This window comes from Nitrosomonas cryotolerans ATCC 49181 (assembly GCF_900143275.1).
In the GTDB taxonomy this organism is placed as follows: domain Bacteria; phylum Pseudomonadota; class Gammaproteobacteria; order Burkholderiales; family Nitrosomonadaceae; genus Nitrosomonas; species Nitrosomonas cryotolerans.
In genome coordinates, this window is the sequence record NZ_FSRO01000001.1 from 1,329,123 (window position 1) to 1,346,300 (window position 17,178).

19 protein-coding genes are annotated in these 17,178 nt (G+C 43.6%); 10 read left to right on the top strand and 9 right to left on the bottom strand.

Features of this window, described 5'->3' with window-relative positions:
• Nucleotides 1-29 precede the first annotated feature (29 nt).
• The 3 genes from BUQ89_RS05960 to BUQ89_RS14440 all read left to right on the top strand — a co-directional run bounded on the left by BUQ89_RS05960 (nt 30) and on the right by BUQ89_RS14440 (nt 2,127).
• Entirely contained in the window at nt 30-1,325 is a 1,296-nt protein-coding gene (locus BUQ89_RS05960) for an adenylosuccinate synthase (RefSeq protein ID WP_028462396.1), read from the top strand.
• A gap of 372 nt (nt 1,326-1,697) precedes the next feature.
• Complete coding sequence (locus BUQ89_RS05965) at nt 1,698-2,003, top strand: GNAT family N-acetyltransferase (RefSeq protein ID WP_342742971.1); 306 nt, start codon at nt 1,698-1,700, stop codon at nt 2,001-2,003.
• Nucleotides 1,969-2,127: a GNAT family N-acetyltransferase gene (locus tag BUQ89_RS14440; protein WP_342742972.1), complete on the top strand. Its 159-nt coding sequence runs from the start codon at nt 1,969-1,971 to the stop codon at nt 2,125-2,127. Before BUQ89_RS05965 ends, BUQ89_RS14440 begins: the two co-directional genes overlap by 35 nt.
• On the opposite strand, the gene BUQ89_RS05970 is transcribed toward BUQ89_RS14440, so the two are convergent.
• Both BUQ89_RS05970 and BUQ89_RS05975 read right to left on the bottom strand, forming a co-directional pair.
• On the bottom strand, nt 2,124-2,456 hold the full coding sequence (locus tag BUQ89_RS05970) for a hypothetical protein (protein WP_028462397.1): 333 nt from the start codon (nt 2,454-2,456) through the stop codon (nt 2,124-2,126). The genes BUQ89_RS14440 and BUQ89_RS05970 overlap by 4 nt on opposite strands.
• A 241-nt stretch (nt 2,457-2,697) precedes the next feature.
• A complete protein-coding gene (locus tag BUQ89_RS05975; RefSeq protein ID WP_028462398.1) occupies nt 2,698-4,302 on the bottom strand; it encodes an ABC-F family ATPase in 1,605 nt (534 codons plus the stop codon).
• A gap of 346 nt (nt 4,303-4,648) precedes the next feature.
• Between BUQ89_RS05975 and BUQ89_RS05980 the strand changes: the two genes are divergently transcribed.
• Nucleotides 4,649-5,548: an RNA-guided endonuclease TnpB family protein gene (locus BUQ89_RS05980; RefSeq protein WP_218146782.1), complete on the top strand. Its 900-nt coding sequence runs from the start codon at nt 4,649-4,651 to the stop codon at nt 5,546-5,548.
• Between the two features lie 6 nt (nt 5,549-5,554).
• Nucleotides 5,555-5,782: a zinc ribbon domain-containing protein gene (locus BUQ89_RS13910; RefSeq protein WP_281250620.1), complete on the top strand. Its 228-nt coding sequence runs from the start codon at nt 5,555-5,557 to the stop codon at nt 5,780-5,782.
• 82 nt (nt 5,783-5,864) lie between these two features.
• Here the strand turns inward: BUQ89_RS13910 and BUQ89_RS13715 are convergent, their stop codons facing one another.
• The 3 genes from BUQ89_RS13715 to tnpA all read right to left on the bottom strand — a co-directional run bounded on the left by BUQ89_RS13715 (nt 5,865) and on the right by tnpA (nt 7,645).
• Entirely contained in the window at nt 5,865-6,191 is a 327-nt protein-coding gene (locus BUQ89_RS13715; protein ID WP_178377641.1) for a hypothetical protein, read from the bottom strand.
• A 108-nt stretch (nt 6,192-6,299) separates the two neighbouring features.
• Complete coding sequence (locus tag BUQ89_RS05990) at nt 6,300-7,061, bottom strand: PEP-CTERM/exosortase system-associated acyltransferase (RefSeq protein WP_028462401.1); 762 nt, start codon at nt 7,059-7,061, stop codon at nt 6,300-6,302.
• 155 nt (nt 7,062-7,216) lie between these two features.
• Entirely contained in the window at nt 7,217-7,645 is a 429-nt protein-coding gene (gene tnpA, locus BUQ89_RS05995) for an IS200/IS605 family transposase (RefSeq protein ID WP_074202526.1), read from the bottom strand.
• Nucleotides 7,646-7,675: 30 nt separating this feature from the next.
• Between tnpA and BUQ89_RS06000 the strand changes: the two genes are divergently transcribed.
• Nucleotides 7,676-8,899 (top strand): RNA-guided endonuclease InsQ/TnpB family protein, encoded by a 1,224-nt coding sequence (locus BUQ89_RS06000; RefSeq protein ID WP_074202527.1) that lies wholly within the window; start codon nt 7,676-7,678, stop codon nt 8,897-8,899.
• Nucleotides 8,900-9,054: 155 nt separating this feature from the next.
• On the opposite strand, the gene BUQ89_RS06005 is transcribed toward BUQ89_RS06000, so the two are convergent.
• Nucleotides 9,055-9,840: an outer membrane lipoprotein-sorting protein gene (locus BUQ89_RS06005; RefSeq protein WP_028462319.1), complete on the bottom strand. Its 786-nt coding sequence runs from the start codon at nt 9,838-9,840 to the stop codon at nt 9,055-9,057.
• Nucleotides 9,841-9,900: 60 nt separating this feature from the next.
• Here BUQ89_RS06005 and BUQ89_RS06010 point away from each other — a divergent pair, with 60 nt between their 5' ends.
• Both BUQ89_RS06010 and BUQ89_RS06015 read left to right on the top strand, forming a co-directional pair.
• The gene (locus BUQ89_RS06010) at nt 9,901-10,668 is read left to right on the top strand and encodes an ABC transporter ATP-binding protein (protein ID WP_028462320.1); all 768 of its coding nucleotides are present in this window, start codon (nt 9,901-9,903) and stop codon (nt 10,666-10,668) included.
• Complete coding sequence (locus BUQ89_RS06015; protein ID WP_051537719.1) at nt 10,665-12,053, top strand: DUF1302 family protein; 1,389 nt, start codon at nt 10,665-10,667, stop codon at nt 12,051-12,053. The genes BUQ89_RS06010 and BUQ89_RS06015 overlap by 4 nt, the downstream gene beginning before the upstream one ends.
• On the opposite strand, the gene BUQ89_RS14150 is transcribed toward BUQ89_RS06015, so the two are convergent.
• From BUQ89_RS14150 to BUQ89_RS06025, 3 genes are read right to left on the bottom strand one after another with little or no spacing between them, the layout of a single operon-like run.
• Nucleotides 12,054-12,767 (bottom strand): ABC transporter permease, encoded by a 714-nt coding sequence (locus BUQ89_RS14150; protein WP_245812916.1) that lies wholly within the window; start codon nt 12,765-12,767, stop codon nt 12,054-12,056.
• A gap of 20 nt (nt 12,768-12,787) precedes the next feature.
• On the bottom strand, nt 12,788-13,264 hold the full coding sequence (locus BUQ89_RS14155) for an ABC transporter permease (RefSeq protein ID WP_245812917.1): 477 nt from the start codon (nt 13,262-13,264) through the stop codon (nt 12,788-12,790).
• A gap of 13 nt (nt 13,265-13,277) precedes the next feature.
• A complete protein-coding gene (locus tag BUQ89_RS06025) occupies nt 13,278-14,507 on the bottom strand; it encodes an ABC transporter permease (protein WP_028462322.1) in 1,230 nt (409 codons plus the stop codon).
• Between the two features lie 163 nt (nt 14,508-14,670).
• On the opposite strand from BUQ89_RS06025, the gene BUQ89_RS06030 reads away from it, so the two are divergent.
• Nucleotides 14,671-15,531: a ThiF family adenylyltransferase gene (locus BUQ89_RS06030; RefSeq protein WP_028462323.1), complete on the top strand. Its 861-nt coding sequence runs from the start codon at nt 14,671-14,673 to the stop codon at nt 15,529-15,531.
• Complete coding sequence (locus tag BUQ89_RS06035; protein ID WP_028462324.1) at nt 15,532-16,608, top strand: nitroreductase family protein; 1,077 nt, start codon at nt 15,532-15,534, stop codon at nt 16,606-16,608.
• Nucleotides 16,609-17,178 lie beyond the last annotated feature (570 nt).

A 17,178-nucleotide genomic window follows, 5' to 3' on the forward strand; every position in this document is an offset into this window, starting at 1 on the left:
TAAGATATCGGATTATAGAGACTTGGGATATGACTAAAAACGTTGTGGTTATTGGTACACAATGGGGTGATGAAGGCAAAGGAAAAGTAGTTGACTGGTTAACGGACCATGCGCAAGGGGTGGTCCGTTTTCAGGGTGGTCACAATGCTGGGCACACGTTGGTTATTGATAATAAAAAAACTGTGTTACATCTGATTCCTTCTGGAATTTTACGCGATAAAGTTATTTGCTATATTGGTAATGGCGTTGTGGTGTCGCCGGAAGCATTACTGAAAGAAGTTGATATGCTTGAAAATGCCGGTGTTAATGTACGTGAAAGGCTCAAAATCAGCGAGGCTTGCCCTCTTATTTTGCCCTGCCATTATGCACTGGACAATGCACGTGAGACTGCCCGGGGCGTAGATAAAATTGGCACAACAGGACGTGGCATTGGTCCGGCCTATGAAGACAAGGCTGCACGACGTGCAATACGTCTCCAAGATTTATTTTACCGAGATCGTTTTGCCGCCAAATTGGGTGAAATGCTCGATTATCATAATTTTGTTCTGAAGCATTATTTTAAAGCACCTATAATTGATTTTCATAAAACTATGGATGAAGCGCTTTGTCAGGCAGAGCGAATCAAACCCATGGTCGCAGATGTAGCGCAGCTATTATTTAACGCTTATAAGGCGGGCAATAGCTTATTATTCGAGGGTGCACAAGGCGCGTTACTGGATATTGATCACGGTACTTATCCATTTGTTACATCAAGCAACTGTATCGCCGGTGCAGCAGCGCCCGGTAGCGGTGTTGGACCACAAATGTTGCATTACGTACTTGGTATTACCAAAGCATATACTACCCGCGTTGGGGCGGGTCCTTTCCCCACCGAACTGGATGATGAAATTGGCAAGCATCTGGCTGTAAGAGGGAATGAGTTTGGCGCAACGACGGGACGCCCGCGTCGTTGTGGCTGGTTTGATGCTGTGGCATTAAAACGATCAATCCAGATCAATGGGGTTAGTGGATTGTGTATTACTAAGCTGGATGTATTGGATGGCGTGGAAACATTGAATTTAGGTGTAGGCTATCGGTTTAATGGTGATAATGATAGCGAACACATGCCTGTAGGTGCTGATGATCTTGCTCGTTGTGAGCCGATTTATGAAAAAATGCCTGGCTGGCAGGATAATACAGCAGGAATTAAGCAATTTGAAAAATTACCAAAGGCCGCGCAGAATTATCTGAAGCGTATAGAAGAGGTTTGTGGGGTTCCGCTGGATATGATTTCAACAGGACCAGAGCGAGAAGAAACGATTGTATTGCGTCATCCGTTTAAATAATAGGGATTAGAGGCAATTGTAGGTTGGCATGTTTGTGTCTTGGAGCGGAGTGAGGTAGTTGATCATTATGGATAAAGTGATCTTATGATTGTTCTTCTTAATAGATAGAGATGCTGTGGATGATTCGATTAATGAGCCGCTTGCAAACTTCTGTGAAATGAGAAATGAAGGGCGTAATCTCTGAGAGCAGATAATCCGGAGAGGTATGTATAATATTGCGGGTGTATCGTTTTATCTCAAAGAATAATTCTGTCGCCTGCACCCGATAAGAAGGGCAGTTTACCGGGCTGCCAATTAATTCGCTCGCCGTACTCTATTTTTGAGCAAATGATTATTGTGTAACCGAAATTTTGCGGAATAGAATAAATGGGTATGCCTCCTTTTATAATACGCCTGGTAAACTGGCGAGATGAAGCGCATTTGTTAAGACCTGTTCGCGAGGCAGTGTTTATTAAGGAGCAGCAGATTCCAGCAGAACTAGAGTGGGACGCGTTTGATATCAGTAGTCTGCATGCGCTTGCGCTTGCTGCGGACGGGAGGCCTATAGGCACAGCAAGGCTACTGTCAGATGGTCATATTGGCCGTATGGCCGTGCTGCAAGAATGGCGTGGGCAGTGCTTTGATGAGACGACTGCTAGAGGAAATGCAAAGCAGAAAATTCCAGCATGTTGTGATTAATGCACAAATCGATGCAATCCGGTTTTACAAGAAATTTGAATTTAGGATAGCAGGCAAGCGCTTTATAGAGGCCGGAATTCCACATGTACAGATGATACTAAAATTGCAAGAATTGCAGAATTAATACTGCATTTTTGATTCTTCCCATTTACGCGCCAATACTTCAGAAGCACGATTCCATTCATTGATGGCGCGTTCTTTTATTAGATTAGCTTGTTCGAGTTTTTTTCTGGTAATTTCAGCTTCCTGTTCAACTTTCAATAACTGCTGTTTGATACGCCGCACCTTATCCGCGATCTCAGCATTATCTTTTTCTGAGAGTTCAGCTTCATACTTGGCTTTTACCATTTGTTCATAGGCGAAGCTGGCTCGTTGCTGGAGATTCTCAATATTCTCAGCGATAGCTGTAGGAAAATACATTAAACTCAGAAATAATATTGCAGGAAATCTCATATATTTTCATCCTTCACTACTGAATATGGAAAGTATAGCAAACGATTCCGTTTGTTATGGCAGAGAATTGAGATATTAGATAAGACCTCTGAAAAACCCCTATAGTTGAAAAATTCACCCTTTATAATCAATAGTCGAAAACTTCTGGCGAGGGCTTTTGCAAAAGTCTCTAGATATATGAATCCCTGGGTTATCCTGAGTTTTATTTTTAAAGATAAAACAGGGAATAAACAACGATTGATTATTCTATACCTTGATCGTGAAGATAGTCTTCATAATTACCTCTGAAATCATTAATGCCGTCCGGTTTTAGCTCCAGAATACGTGTTGCGAGAGAAGATACAAACTCCCTGTCGTGAGAAATAAAGATCAGGGTACCAGTATATTTTTCAAGCGCGCTGTTAAGCGATTCAATGGATTCCATATCCAGATGATTGGTTGGTTCATCCATGAGTAGAACATTCGGTTTTTGCAGGATCAGTTTACCAAAAAGCATTCGCCCTTGTTCTCCACCAGAGATCACTTTGACCGATTTTTTTACTTCATCTCCTGAGAATAGTAATCTACCTAGCACACTCCGTATTGCCTGGTCATCATCATTTTCCTGTCGCCATTGAGTCATCCAATCAGTCAGTGACATTTTAATTTCAAAATCAGCTGCATGATCTTGCGCAAAATAGCCGGGGCCTGCTTTTTCCGCCCATTTTATTTCTCCAGCATCAAGTGACAGGTCCCCAGCAAGACAACGCAATAATGTCGTTTTGCCAATCCCATTTGGGCCAATGATGGCAATTCTTTCACCTGCCTCAATGTTTATGCTGAAGTCATTTAGCAATGGCTGCTTCATTTCAGGGAAGCTTTTGCTAATATTCCGTACGGATACGGCTAAACGATGAAGTTTATCTCTTTCGTCTACTTCAAAACGAATATAAGGATATTGGCGACTAGAAGGTTTAACATCTTCTAATTTAATTTTTTCTATTTGCCGGGCACGACTGGTGGCCTGTCGTGCTTTAGATGCATTGGCTGAGAAGCGGCTGACAAAAGACTGTAATTCGGCGATCTGAGATTTTTTCTTTGCGTTATTAGCTAACATGCGTTCACGTACCTGCGTCGAAGCCGTCATGTATTCGTCATAATTCCCAGGATAAATACGAATTTCGCCATAATCTAGATCAGCCATGTGGGTACAAACGCTATTCAGGAAATGTCGATCGTGGGAAATAATGATCATGGTGCTTTTGCTTGTATTAATAACGCCTTCCAGCCAGCGAATAGTATTAATATCCAGGTTGTTTGTGGGTTCATCCAATAAGAGGATGTCCGGATTGGAGAAGAGGGCTTGCGCGAGTAATACGCGTAATTTAAAGCCAGGCGCTATCGCATTCATCAGCCCATGATGCTGAGAGAGTGGAATGCCAACGCCGAGCAACAATTCGCCCGCCCGTGCTTCGGCAGAATAACCATCCAGCTCAGCAAATTGAGATTCAAGTTCGGCAGCATGCATATAATCAGCTTCGGTTGCATCCGCATTGGCATAAATGGCGTCGCGCTCTTCTTTGACACGCCATAGTTCTTCATGCCCCATCATGACTGTATCAATGACCATATGATTTTCGAATGCAAATTGGTCCTGGCGTAATTTTCCAACGCGCTCCCCGCTATCAACATTGATATTGCCGGAAGTGGGTTCGAGATCTTGGCCAAGGATTTTCATAAATGTGGATTTTCCACAACCATTTGCGCCAATTAAACCATAGCGATTACCGTCACCGAATTTTACGGAAACATTTTCAAACAGGGGCTTGGCCCCAAATTGCATTGTGATGTTGGCAGTAGAGATCAAAATTGTACCTGAGGTGAAGACTTGAGAAAACCGGGTATTTTATATGTTTTTGTGCTTTGTAGCGAATCTAGGTGTTTTCTAAAAAGATTAATATCCTGTTTATCATGGAAGTGTCAGATAGTATATGTTCAATCGAGAATGAATGATAAGGCGCCACTTAATCTGGGTTATTGGTATGGCTGATCTGCCTATGATTTGGCAGCATGATCATGGCCCTATTTTTGAATAAATGTCTTTTATCATCGCAATTTCCGAAAAACCCCGGTCTTAAGGCCGAGGATGGATAGGGAGTCAGCTTCGTTGATACTAAAGCCTGTTTTTCACCTATTTCTGTTAAAGTGTGTGAATGGAAATGAAGCGCGCATACAAATTCAGGTTTTACCCAACTTTTGAGCAAGAAACTATTCTGGCTCAAACATTCGGGTGTGCTAGATTTGTCTATAATCGCATGTTGCGCGTTCGCTCTGATGCTTGGTATGCCGAGAAAAAAAGAATCGGGTATCATGTTACCTTCTCTTTATTGACTGGGTTAAAAAAAGAGCCTGAGTTTGAATGGTTGAACAAAGTTTTCAGTGTTCCTGTGCAGCAATCTCTCCGTCACCTGCAAGCGGCATTTGGTAATTTTTTTGCCAAACGAACCAAATATCCATCATTCAAGCGCAAGCATGACGAGCAATCGGCTGAATACACGTCCAGCGCCTTCAAGTGGGACGGCAGGTCTCTGAGGCTCGCAAAGATAAAAGATCGACTAAATATCAGATGGTCGCGTACTCTTTCTAAGGCAGCAAAATTAACTACTGCAACGGTCTCTAAAGACTCAGCGGGCCGATACTACGTTTCCATGCTTTGCGACGACGCTGTTGCGTTAAAGCCAAAGGTTAGCGGCAAAGTCGGCATCGACCTAGGATTAACGCACTTCGCTATTCTTTCTAGGGGAGAGAAGATTGGATCTCGTAACACGCTACGAAAGAATGAAACCAAGCTGGCTAAGCTGCAACGCAAGCTATCTAAAAAGCGCAAAGGGTCGGTCAACAGACAAAAGGCCAGACTGAAAGTAGCGCGACTATATGCAAGCATTGCTGATGCTCGTAAAGACTTTCTAGACAAACTCTCAACACGGTTAGTGAACGAAAACCAAGTTATAGCTGTAGCGCCTTTAGCTGTTAGCAATATGAAGAAAAATCGTTGCCTCGCAAAATCAATTTCCGATGCAGGATGGGGTGAATTTGTGCGGCAATTAGAATAGAAGTCGCTGTGGTACGGACGGAATCTTGTGGGTATTGACCGATGGTATCCAAGCAGCAAACGCTGCTCGAGATGTGGACATACCGTAAACAAGATGCCTTTGAATGTGCGCGACTGGACTTGTCCGGAATGCGGATCACTTCATGATCGAGACATCAACGCTGTGTGTAATGTTTTGGCCGCTGGACTGGCGGTGTCAGCCCTTGGAGAATCTGTAAGTCCTGATTGCATTTAGGTGCGTCCGGGTTGGATTCGTTGAATTGGGAATCTCCTTCGTTTACAGAGGGGAGCAGTCAAGATTAGAATATTAATGAAGATTACTGAAATGAATCAGGAGAAGTTATGAAAATGGAATGGATGGATAAGTTTAAAATGGTCATCATGTTTATTTCTACCTTGCTGCTGGCCGTGATTGCGATGCCAACACAGGCGGCATGCAAGGGTTGCCTGTGTCCAGGTGATCCATGCAGATTGTGTCCATTACCCGCCATGGAGGGCGCAGTTTCTGAATCAGATGAGCCTGAAACTTGTGCTCGTGTCAAGGAAATCGTGCCACCGATCTCATCGCCGCCTGGCACAGATGAATATTTTTTAAGCCTGGACAGGGCGACCATGGCATGCGTCAAGAATGGCGGGGATGTCATTAGAAATTCACGTAGAAGTGATGAGTTCCCATCTCGATTTTATTGCAAGCCTTCGATCGCGCCTACCAAAATAAACTAATGCGGATTAGCTTATATTGGATTACCCGCTTATTTATTAGAATCTCGGGAATCGATGGGTATATGTGCGTCAATATCTGCTGCGATACTTTGGTAAAGCGGGCGTAAGGGTGGATACATTTTATTGATAGTACCGTTTACACTGAACATAGAAGGAACACGTTTTCCATGATGCTCGATAGGGCCGCCTATGGACTGAAGATCAAAGCCCAATTTGGAGAAGTGATTGGCTAGTCGCTCTTCTGTCAATGTGAATGCATTTTCAATCCCATAAGAACTGGCCAGTTTGGTTGAGCCAAGATACAAGCTGACTGGTATATAAGGAAAACGAGGTTGTTTTGCTGTACCAAAATCTTCACTTGAAATGCTAATCGCGTTTGCTGTGTCGCTTTTCCGCCTACGGTATTTGGCAATGACGGCAAGACGGGATACTTCGGCAATTTTATGGCGTGGTAATTTTGCTGGGTCGACGATGGTTCTATCGAGCGTATCGGCACAGGTTTTTTCGAATGGTAACAAGCAATGCGGGTTGACCGAATGAACACGAATAATGCGAGCGCAGCCAATGAATTCGTTGCTCTGAATATTACGAATTAAGAGATGTGATGAGTCAATATCATATTCATCCGTTTCCCGTTTATTCGATTGTGCCGACTCAAATCCCAATTCCTCACAATAGACTTGGTGTCGGATACGATAGACTTCGTCTTTTAAAGCTTCGGAAAAGGCGGGTACAATTTGGAAATATCGATTAAACGTATTCTTATGATTGCCTTTTTCTGATTGTGTCATTGTACTCGCCTCTTGCAGTAATTTTTATCAAATAGCGCGTAAAACTTCGTCCTTCAGGGCGGAGATATAAGCGCACAGGCGAAGCCTGTTTAATCAAATAGCGCGTAAAACTTCGTCCTTCAGGGCGGAGATATAAGCGCACAGGCGAAGCCTGTTTAATGCGGTCTTTGCTGTTGTTCAATATATTGCTTAATAATCGAGAGTGTAATCGAGAGTGGTGCTCCACCACAACTACCCGCAAAATAGCTTGGACTCCAAAGCATATTACCCCAAAGCTTATTTTTAATTTCGGGATAATTCTTTTTGCGAATAAGTCGGCTTGAAACGCCTTTCAAACTATTTACCAAGTTAGAAATAGCAATTTTTGGTGGATAGTTAACTAAAAGGTGAATATGATCATGCTTACCGTTAAATTCCACCAATTCTGCTTCAAAATCCAAACACACGTTTTTAAATATTTCTTCCAAATCAATTAATACCCTTCCGGAGAAAACATCTCTACGGTATTTTGTTACAAAGACCAAATGAACATGAAGATTAAAAATGCAATGCCTTCCTGTTCTTACATCGTTATTAGCTTGCATAGACTAATTCCTTTTTGTATAATTATAACCATGAAGCAGATTATACGCAAAGCCTTTAAATTTCGACTCAGTCCAAATTCTGACCAAATACAGAAGATGGTTGAGTTTGCGGGTGCTAATCGGTTTGTTTGGAATAAAGCCTTAGCAATGAATCTGTTCAGATTAGAGCAGAAACAGCCATTGCTTTGGTACAACGAGTTGTCATTTTGGCTAAAGCTATGGAAATCCTCAGAAGATTATGGATTTCTAAAAACCGTTCATTCTCAACCGTTGCAACAAGCCTTAAAAAACTTAGAAAAAGCGTTCAAAGACGGTTTTGATAAAAAACAGCCTTTAAAACGGATTCCAAAATTCAAGAAAAAAGGTTTGAGTGACAGCTTTCGTTATCCACAAGGATTTAAGCTGGAGCAAGAGTCTAGCAAAGTGTTCTTGCCTAAAATCGGTTGGGTGAAATATCGTAATTCACGCCAAGTCATTGGTGACGTTAAAAATATGACGATTTCCCGTAAAGGCGGTTATTGGTACGTGTCGATTCAGACTGAGTACGAGACCGAGCTAAAGCGTCATAGCTCAACCAGTATGATTGGTGTTGATATGGGCGTTACCCGCTTTGCAACCTTGTCAGACGGCTCATACGTAGAACCTTTAAACAGTTTCAGAAAGTTATCAAAGAAACTGGCTTTTGAACAGCGTAAGCTGTCTAAAAAAGTCCGTTTCTCTGCTAACTGGAAAAAGCAGAAACAAATCATTACCCGACTGCATGAGCGTATTGCCAATGCTCGTTTAGACTTCTTACACAAAACCTCAACCGAAATCAGCAAAAATCACGCAATGGTCGTAGTTGAGAATTTAAAGATAGGAAACATGTCTAAGAGTGCCAAGGGCAGTGTTGAAAAGCATGGTAAAAACGTCAAAGCGAAATCGGGTCTAAACAAATCCATTCTTGACCAAGGATGGGGAATGTTCGTTTCGTTCTTGGAGTATAAACAGGCTTGTTCAGGCGGGGATGTATTGAAGGTAAACCCTCAATACACCTCTCAAACCTGCCCTGGATGTCAACATGTTAGTCGTGACAATCGCAAAAGCCAAAGTGCTTTTGAATGTACAGAATGTGGATTTAAAGCCAATGCCGACTTGGTAGGTGCCTTGAATGTACTTGAGCGAGGACATCGCTTGTTAGCCTGTGGAGTTGAAACGTTAGTTTCGTCTAAGAAGCAGGAACCAGTGGCAGTAGCAATACAAACCTACTCTTAACGGCTTAATAAGTCGCTAGGAATCCCCTTCGTTTAGGAAGGGGGGATGTCAAATTTTAAGTTACGCTGATAACTGTTTCCGTCAGGGTGAATTTTTAGATATTGTTTTTATATCTTGTTTTTGTTTAATTCTTCAGAATATAACTTGAGATATTACTATAGTTTTTTTAGGTAATGTTTGGTGAAAACCTTGTCAGGTAAATTACGCAATGTCATTGATGAGTATTCCAGTACAGATACCTCATCTTTACGTAGTGCATCTTCCATGACAAGACGTGTCGGACGAAGCTTCCCAAGTACTTGCTGGAAATCCTCATAACGACTTGTTTTGAGTAGGCGATCAGAGAGCGAGTAGAATTCAGCGCGATATGGCCAGAAATTTGATCGTTGTATCCAGTATAGAACTTTATGATAGGTTACACTCCGATCAACGCCGATGAGTTCTAATACATAATACTCTTTGTCATCAATCGTATCTATGCGGAGGAGTGTCGGATTGTAATCACCGGTAAAATTGGCACGCGCAAGATCCCCATTGGCAACCTGGCCAGTCAATCGTTGTGAAAGAGATAGGCGTATTGGTTGTGAAACACTGGGCATGAATATCCATAGATCTCGGCCTTTCATCAGGATAATCTGACCTCGCTCGGAAGCGGGCGCAGTAGCCATTACCACGCTGTTTTCATTGCCCTTGGATAGAATCTGGTATTCTCTGATGTCTGTTTGTTGGTCAGGTGATGTGGTACTGATGTGTACATCTACCTGGAAGCTCTCATCTGGAAAGCGAATTTCGTCAGCCTTTTTTAATATACTCAGAGCAGATTCTATATCATTTGGTAAGTGGTGATTTTCGACTGCTTCAGCTAATAATGGGTAAGGTATTTGTAGCGCGATAAATAAGAAAATTCTGGCTGACCAGAATTGTGAAAGTTTTTGTTTCATGCTTGCTCCTCATATAGAATATCGTCTTTTTACGGGTTTGTAGATTTTAGGACGAATCTAATGAATATTGTTCGAATCGAAAATGTTTGTAAAGAATACTCCTTGGGCGAGCAACAAGTCCAGGCACTTCAAAATATTTCTTTGAATATTGAAAATGGGGCTTTTCTGGCTATTGCCGGGCCATCAGGCAGTGGTAAATCCACATTGCTTAATTTGATTGGTTGCATTGATACGCCATCGGCTGGAAAAATATATATTAATGGTCAGGATATCAGTGGTAAAACGCCTGACGAGCTATCTGATCTTAGAGCAAGAACGATTAGCTTTATTTTTCAAACATTTAATTTATTCCCTGTTTTGTCAGCAGAAGAAAATGTTGAATATCCGCTATTACAGTTTAAGGAATTGAGTACAAAAGACCGGAGTGAGCGCGTTGTAAAATTTCTCGACATAGTGGGTCTGTCGAGATTTTCTGATCATCGACCTAATCAATTGAGTGGCGGACAGCGGCAACGTGTTGCGATTGCCCGCGCGCTGGCAACACAGCCGAAAATCATTCTTGCTGATGAACCGACTGCGAACTTGGATCATAAGACGGGTGATAGTATTTTGCAATTGATGAAAGAGATTAATTGTCATTTCAAAACAACGTTTATTTTTTCTACTCACGATCAACGTGTTATGGCAATGGCGGATCGATTGGTGCGCATCGAGGATGGTCAAATTACGTTACCCAATATTGAATTGGATGAAGAAGCGGCGATAGCCAGAGAGTACTGCCGTACGAACCAGGAGACTGCAGAGCATATATTCAAACACAGCGGATGAGCCGCCCGCGTAAATTTGAACATATCTTATGGGTTGTTGTATTGGCTGCTTTTCCATTGTTCAGCCTGGCCCAATCCGATATACGGAATGATGTAATATTAGCAGTATCCACACGTGAAGCTTTATTCGGTAGTAATGAAATCGATACAGAGCAATCACCATCTATACCTGTTTGGAAAAAATGGATAACGGGCTGGCAAGGATTTTCTCAATTAGAGGTGGCATATGCTTATAACGATCCCGCGCATTTTTCTAAAGCGAGGCTACGTAATGAGTTGTCACGGAGTGGACAACTGAATGAATACATAAAATGGAAAATTAGCGGTCGTTTTGATTATGACGCTATTTATGATTTATCTAATTTCTATCCGGGTTCGGTTCGCCGAGACCAACGTCAAGAATTTTTTATACGTGAAAATTATGTGGATATTTCCGCAGGGAGTTTTGATTTTCGTCTGGGCCGTCAGCACGTAGTATGGGGCGAGATGGTTGGATTATTTTTCGCTGATGTGGCATCTGCCAAGGATATGCGTGAATTTGTCCTACCCGATTTTGATATATTACGTATTCCACAGTGGGCGGTACGCGCCGAATATACTCATGCAGAAAGTGATTTTCATGCAGAATTACTGTGGATACCGATCGCCAGTTTTGATAAAACAGGAAAACCAGATGGAGAGTTTTTCCCTTTTTCATTTCCTGTTGCAGCGACTTTCTTGAATGAAGATAAATCGGGACGGAATATTGCACATTCAAACTATGGACTGCGCCTGTCTCAATTAATCGATGGTTGGGATATTTCGGCTTTTTACTATCATAGTCTGGATGCGGCCCCTACTTTTTTTCGGGTCAGCGGGCCGACCGAACCGCTCGTATTTCAAGCACGTCATGAGCCAATTGATCAGGCGGGGCTAACCTTTACAAAAGATCTTGGTACGGCAGTGTTGAAAGGTGAGTTGATTTATACAGACGGGCGCAGATTGAATGTAACACGTCCTGCCCAGATGAATGGCTTGGTCAGACAGGATACGCTTGATTATGTGCTGGGTCTTGATTTTAATTTGCCGGTTGAGACCCGCATGAATCTACAATTTTTTCAGCGTATCCATCTTGCACATGACCCAGATGTTATTCCAGACGAGCAGGAGAGTGGTGCCAGTATTTTACTGAATAGCCAACTCAGACAAAACCTGGAAACACAAGTATTGCTGATTCATAGTCTCAATCGTAGCGATTGGATGCTCCGGCCAAGACTATCCTGGAACTTCGTAAAAAACTGGCGAATGGTACTTGGAGCAGATATTTTTGGTGGTCGCTCCACTGGTTTTTTTGGACGCTTTGACGATAGTGATCGTGTTTATACTGAAGTACGTTACACATTCTGATCAGAAATTTTGTCGCAATGCATCGACAATTGGTGTGCGAGAAACCAGCCTGGCTGGAAGACAGGCTGCTAGAACTGTTGCACCTAAACCCATCATAAAAGATAATAGTAATACAGAGGGAACGATCTGGATCTGAGCTATATAGCCAATATCAGCATTCGGTGGTGGTGGCATAGGGATGCCTATAGCTGAGATAACCCATGCCAGTAGTACACCTATTCCCACACCGAGACTGCTGCCAATGAGCCCGAGTACGGTGCTTTCGCTAATGATGAGGCGGAATACCTGACTACCTTGATTGCCTAATGCCATCATCGTGCCAAATTCCCCCATCCGCTCAAAGATACTCATATTAACGCTATTTGCAACGCTTAGCACAACCATGATCAGGATAATTAGCTGTAGGGCGCCAAATTGTCCTTTATACATTTCTACGGTCTTTTCATAAAAGTCGTTTAATTCAACCCAGGTTTTGACTTCCAGCCCGGCAGAATCCAGTTGGCTTTTTAGTCTGGTTGCGACGCGTTCGGTATCGTTTGTTTCCTTCAGTGAGATGACAAAGGCATTAATCCCTTGTGTGCTGAGTAATTCTTGAGCAGCAGCCAGCGGAATCCTAACGGCACGCGCATCGTAATCATTAGAAAAGCTCTGGAATATGCCGATTATCTCGAAATCTAAACTGTTCAATGTACCTTCAAGCGTATTGGTCAGCACCGTTACGTGATCACCGGGTTTTAATCGTAACCCCGGGCAACTCCCTGCCCAAGTATCATCCCAAAGACATCTGTATCGACTAGCTGGCGCCCTGCCGTTATCGTAATGGCGCTTCCAAGCTTTGCCTCCAGATCGGGTTCTACACCCTCGCCGATAATGGGTAAATCACTGCGTCCATTGTTAAGCAGGCCTGAGAAATTCAGGCGTGCCATAACACTGTCTATCTCGGGTAACGTGATGATTTGCTGCCGGATTGCGTTCGGCTCTGAAATCAGATATTTTTCCGGCGTACGTGAGCCGGCTTCATGATACCCTTTCATGTAGATCTGCAAGTGCCCTGATTGTGAGTGAATCAGTGCTTCACCCAGTTTTATAAAGATATCATGCACCCAGCCGCCAGCAAGGATAGTACCCACTACACCGCAAATAATAGCTGCCAGTATCATGGCGGTATGTGCTTTTTGACGAATGATGTTGCGCAACGTAAATCTAAACATAATTTAAATCAATCTATCGATTGTGCCTTAATGCATCGACAATCTGCATCCTCGACGCTTTCCAGGCAGGATAAAAACTGGCGATTATTGTTGTACTCACAACGAGTATCAGCGATTCCAGTGCGATGTTCTGGGTAACTAGAATCTCTCCAGTATAACCATAGCTCATTCCTGGAGGAGGGGGCATCGGGATGCCGATATCGGAGATGATATGGGCTAGCAGTAAGCTGAGCGCCAAACCAAGCAGGCCACCAATACAGCCCAGCAGAATGCCCTCGCTTAGGAATAAACGTATCACGCCGCTGCGTTTTACGCCAAGTGCCATGATAGTACCTATCTCACCAATTCGTTCCATTACGCTGATCATCATGGTATTGGAGATGCTGAGCAAAATAATAAAGGCGATGATTACTTTGATTGCCTGAACCTGTTTGGCAAAAAGTGCCATCGTCTTGTGATAAAAATCAGCCAGTTCATACCATGGCACGATTTCAAATTTGTCGGGTGGCAATTGGTTACGTAACTGTGTCAGTATGACATCGGTTTGTGCGGTATCAGCTAACAATATCACCCAGCTATGTGAACCTTGTGTGCGCAGTAATTGTCGAGCCGTTTCGATAGGTAACCGGAGTGCATTATCGTCATAGGATTTTGTGACTGTAGAGAAGAGCCCCTGAATAGTCACTTCAATCGCATTAATGCCTCCCGATACGGTATTGACCAGGAGCACAATCTGGTCGCCTACATTCACCCCGAGATTGCGAGCCAGCCCCGTGCCAATAATAATCTGCATCGGATTATCAGCAGAGAGATTTTCTTCTGATGAAATAAGGAGTTCATTTTCAAAGACGGCCTGTTTTTCCGGATCCACGCCATCACCGATAAATGAAAGTGTTGACTCGCCATAGCTGATTAGGCCGCTAAAGGAAAGCCGTGGAGTGATGGTCGTAATGTGGGGTGGCTCGTTTGGTATGTCGAATTCAGGGATGGTATCTGGCAGGAGGAAAGCATTGGGGTTGGCTTTTCCTTCGGCATGATAATCTGGCCGCACGATTTGCAGATGGCCCAGGTGTGATTTGATTGTGGATTCGCGAAAATCCCACGATATAAATTCTATGAATCCGCTGGCCAGGACTAGAGCGACGATCCCAAATACAATCGAACCCAAGGCAATAGCACTCCGGCGCTTTTGGCGTACGATATTGCGGAGTGCCAATAGAAAATCTAGCCAAAGTATTCGCATAATGTGTCAGTCTATCAAGAAGGTGTTTTTGGCTGAAAAAGTCAACTATAACCTGAGTTGGTCACATTTCGAAAGAATAGAATAAGATTGCTCATTTATGGTAGCGATTCATGATTAATGCTATATTCTATAATAAATACAGTTGGTGTGGAGAGTGTGAATAATGGAATCCGGGTTTAGCTATGAAACTGCATTCTCGCGTAATATCGGCTGGGTAACTCAGGCTGAGCAACAGACGTTGCGTAAAAAACGTGTCGCTATTGGGGGATTGGGAGGCGTTGGCGGTTTTCATTTGTTGGCATTAGCCAGACTGGGGATTGGTGTTTTTCATCTGGCTGATTTTGATACTTTCGATCTGGCTAATTTTAACCGACAGGCGGGCGCTACTTTAAGTACGCTGGGTCAGGATAAACTTGCGGTGATGATTCGCCAGGCGCGGGACATTAATCCTGAGCTTGAAATCAAAGCATTTTCCGATGGGGTGACGGCCGACAATCTGGAAGAGTTCCTGGATGGCGTGGATATTTATGTTGATGGCCTGGATTTCTTCGCTTTCAAAGCTCGTCAACAGGTTTTTAATGCTTGCGAGTTAAAAGGTATTCCTGCTGTCACTGCTGCGCCGCTGGGGATGGGTGTAGCGGTGCTTAATTTTCTACCTGGGGGTATGAGTTTCAATGATTATTTTCGCTTAGAGGATGGTCCCGAGATAGAAAAACCCCTGCGCTTCCTGATGGGGCTGGCTCCGGCACGTTTACAAATGGATTATCTGGTCGATCCTGCAACAGTCGATCTGGCCGGACAAAAGGGCCCATCCACGATAATGGCCTGCCAGCTTTGTGCTGGCGTTGCGGCAACTGAAGTTTTAAAGATCCTTCTAAATCGTGGCCCTGTCCGGGCGGCACCCAGAGGATATCATTTTGATCCCTACTGCAAGAAACTCGCTCGCACGTGGCGCCCGGGCGGTAACCGGAATCCTCTACAGCGTCTCGCAATTACGATTGCTAAACGAAAACTGGATTTATAAATGTGTTCTATTCCTCAACCTATTGCTGATATTCTCCAGCTTGCTCGCTGGGCGCCGAGTGGTGATAACACACAACCCTGGCGATTTGAGGTCATCGACGAACGCCATTTAGTGGTACACGCATTTGATACTCGAGATCATTGTGTCTATGACCTGGATGGCCATCCAAGCCAGATTGCTCATGGTGCGTTGTTGGAAACGCTCGCTATCGCTGCCAGTGCGCACGGCTTGCAAGCGATATTTAAACGGAAACCTGAATCGGAGGATACGCATCCTGATTATTCTGTGGAACTATTCTCGGATGAGCAGCTGTTGCCGGATCCTTTGTTGCCCTATATTGAGCATCGTTTTGTACAGCGTCGCGCAATGCGTACTACACCGCTTACCGAATTACAAAAACAGGCGCTGCAAGATGCTGTTGGAAAAGATTACACTGTGCGCTGGTTTACAAGCGGCGGACAGCGTTGGCGCTTGGCCAAGTTAATGTTTGATAATGCAAAAATTAGGCTGACACTGCCAGAAGCTTATACTGTTCATCGCGATATCATTGAATGGGGGACTCGTTTCAGTGAGGATAAGGTACCGGATCAAGCGTTGGGATTGGATGCGGTGACACTGAAATTGATGCAATGGGTCATGGTAAGCTGGAAACGTGTTCATTTTTTTAATACTTTTTTAGCCGGGCATTTAATCCCGCGGCTTGAGATGGACCTGATTCCAGGTATTTTTTGTGCGGCACACTTCGCTATTTTGTCTCATAAAGCGCCCGAAACGATAGATGACTACGTGGCTGCAGGCCGGGCAACTCAGCGTTTTTGGCTTACTGCAACTAGCCTGGGGCTTGGTTTGCAGCCTGAACTAACCCCCTTGCTCTTTTCTCGCTACGTACGTGAGAAAAGGCGTTTCTCTCAATCGGCTGCAGCCTGGTCACAGGCACAAATGCTCGCTGAGCAATTGAATCAAATTTTGGCAAATGATGCGCCCCGTACTTTATTTTTGGGACGAATTGGGTTGGGTGCCTTGTTTGGCGCGCGTTCATTACGTTTGCCGTTGTCACGCTTAACGGTTCCAGACTAACGAGGAAGCGTGTGTAACGCTTTTTCCATGCGAAAAGAATGATCAGATCGAAGAAACGTTCTAATACCGGCTTGGAAGGGATTGTTTAATGTGAGTGCGCTTGGCTGTCTGATGAGTACCTTTCAAATAAGAAGCTGCTTGCAGAGAATCTGGATGATTCCGGGTAGCATAAGACATCAAAATTGATTTGAACAACCTTACCAATTGATTAGCCGGGGCTGCAAGCTGGGTCCAATGTGATTTTTCCGAATTTAATTACAAAATAATCTGAATCACTCGATATCGGTCTGTTGTTTGTGTCGAATTTTCTTACACTCTTATTTTGATTGCTATTTCTTGAGCCAAAAGAATGAACTGGTTTTTTTAGTCATCGCTCGTTTCTCGCCTATATCAAATAACTGTAATATCTGGGATTACCAGATTCTGTTAACACTATCTAAGTGCTTCGACAATAAAGAGCGAAATGGATAAATGAGAGAAAGATGGAGACTTTTGCAAAATCCCTCGCCAGAGGTTTTTTACTGTTGATTATAAAGAATTAATTTTTCAATTGCTGGGGTTTTGCAAAGG

Excerpts from the sequence above, each read along its gene's own strand:
- BUQ89_RS06010 (WP_028462320.1), top strand. The coding sequence starts at position 9,901 with ATGAATATTGTTCGAATCGAAAATGTTTGTAAAGAATACTCCTTGGGC.
- BUQ89_RS05960 (WP_028462396.1), top strand. The coding sequence starts at position 30 with ATGACTAAAAACGTTGTGGTTATTGGTACACAATGGGGTGATGAAGGC.
- BUQ89_RS13715 (WP_178377641.1), bottom strand. The coding sequence starts at position 6,191 with ATGACATCCCCGCCATTCTTGACGCATGCCATGGTCGCCCTGTCCAGG.
- BUQ89_RS05980 (WP_218146782.1), top strand. The coding sequence starts at position 4,649 with ATGGAAATGAAGCGCGCATACAAATTCAGGTTTTACCCAACTTTTGAG.
- BUQ89_RS06025 (WP_028462322.1), bottom strand. The coding sequence starts at position 14,507 with ATGCGAATACTTTGGCTAGATTTTCTATTGGCACTCCGCAATATCGTA.
- BUQ89_RS14155 (WP_245812917.1), bottom strand. The coding sequence starts at position 13,264 with ATGTTTAGATTTACGTTGCGCAACATCATTCGTCAAAAAGCACATACC.
- BUQ89_RS14440 (WP_342742972.1), top strand. The coding sequence starts at position 1,969 with ATGCAAAGCAGAAAATTCCAGCATGTTGTGATTAATGCACAAATCGAT.
- BUQ89_RS06000 (WP_074202527.1), top strand. The coding sequence starts at position 7,676 with ATGAAGCAGATTATACGCAAAGCCTTTAAATTTCGACTCAGTCCAAAT.
- BUQ89_RS05965 (WP_342742971.1), top strand. The coding sequence starts at position 1,698 with ATGCCTCCTTTTATAATACGCCTGGTAAACTGGCGAGATGAAGCGCAT.
- BUQ89_RS06015 (WP_051537719.1), top strand. The coding sequence starts at position 10,665 with ATGAGCCGCCCGCGTAAATTTGAACATATCTTATGGGTTGTTGTATTG.
- BUQ89_RS06035 (WP_028462324.1), top strand. The coding sequence starts at position 15,532 with ATGTGTTCTATTCCTCAACCTATTGCTGATATTCTCCAGCTTGCTCGC.
- BUQ89_RS06030 (WP_028462323.1), top strand. The coding sequence starts at position 14,671 with ATGGAATCCGGGTTTAGCTATGAAACTGCATTCTCGCGTAATATCGGC.
- tnpA (WP_074202526.1), bottom strand. The coding sequence starts at position 7,645 with ATGCAAGCTAATAACGATGTAAGAACAGGAAGGCATTGCATTTTTAAT.
- BUQ89_RS05970 (WP_028462397.1), bottom strand. The coding sequence starts at position 2,456 with ATGAGATTTCCTGCAATATTATTTCTGAGTTTAATGTATTTTCCTACA.
- BUQ89_RS06005 (WP_028462319.1), bottom strand. The coding sequence starts at position 9,840 with ATGAAACAAAAACTTTCACAATTCTGGTCAGCCAGAATTTTCTTATTT.
- BUQ89_RS05990 (WP_028462401.1), bottom strand. The coding sequence starts at position 7,061 with ATGACACAATCAGAAAAAGGCAATCATAAGAATACGTTTAATCGATAT.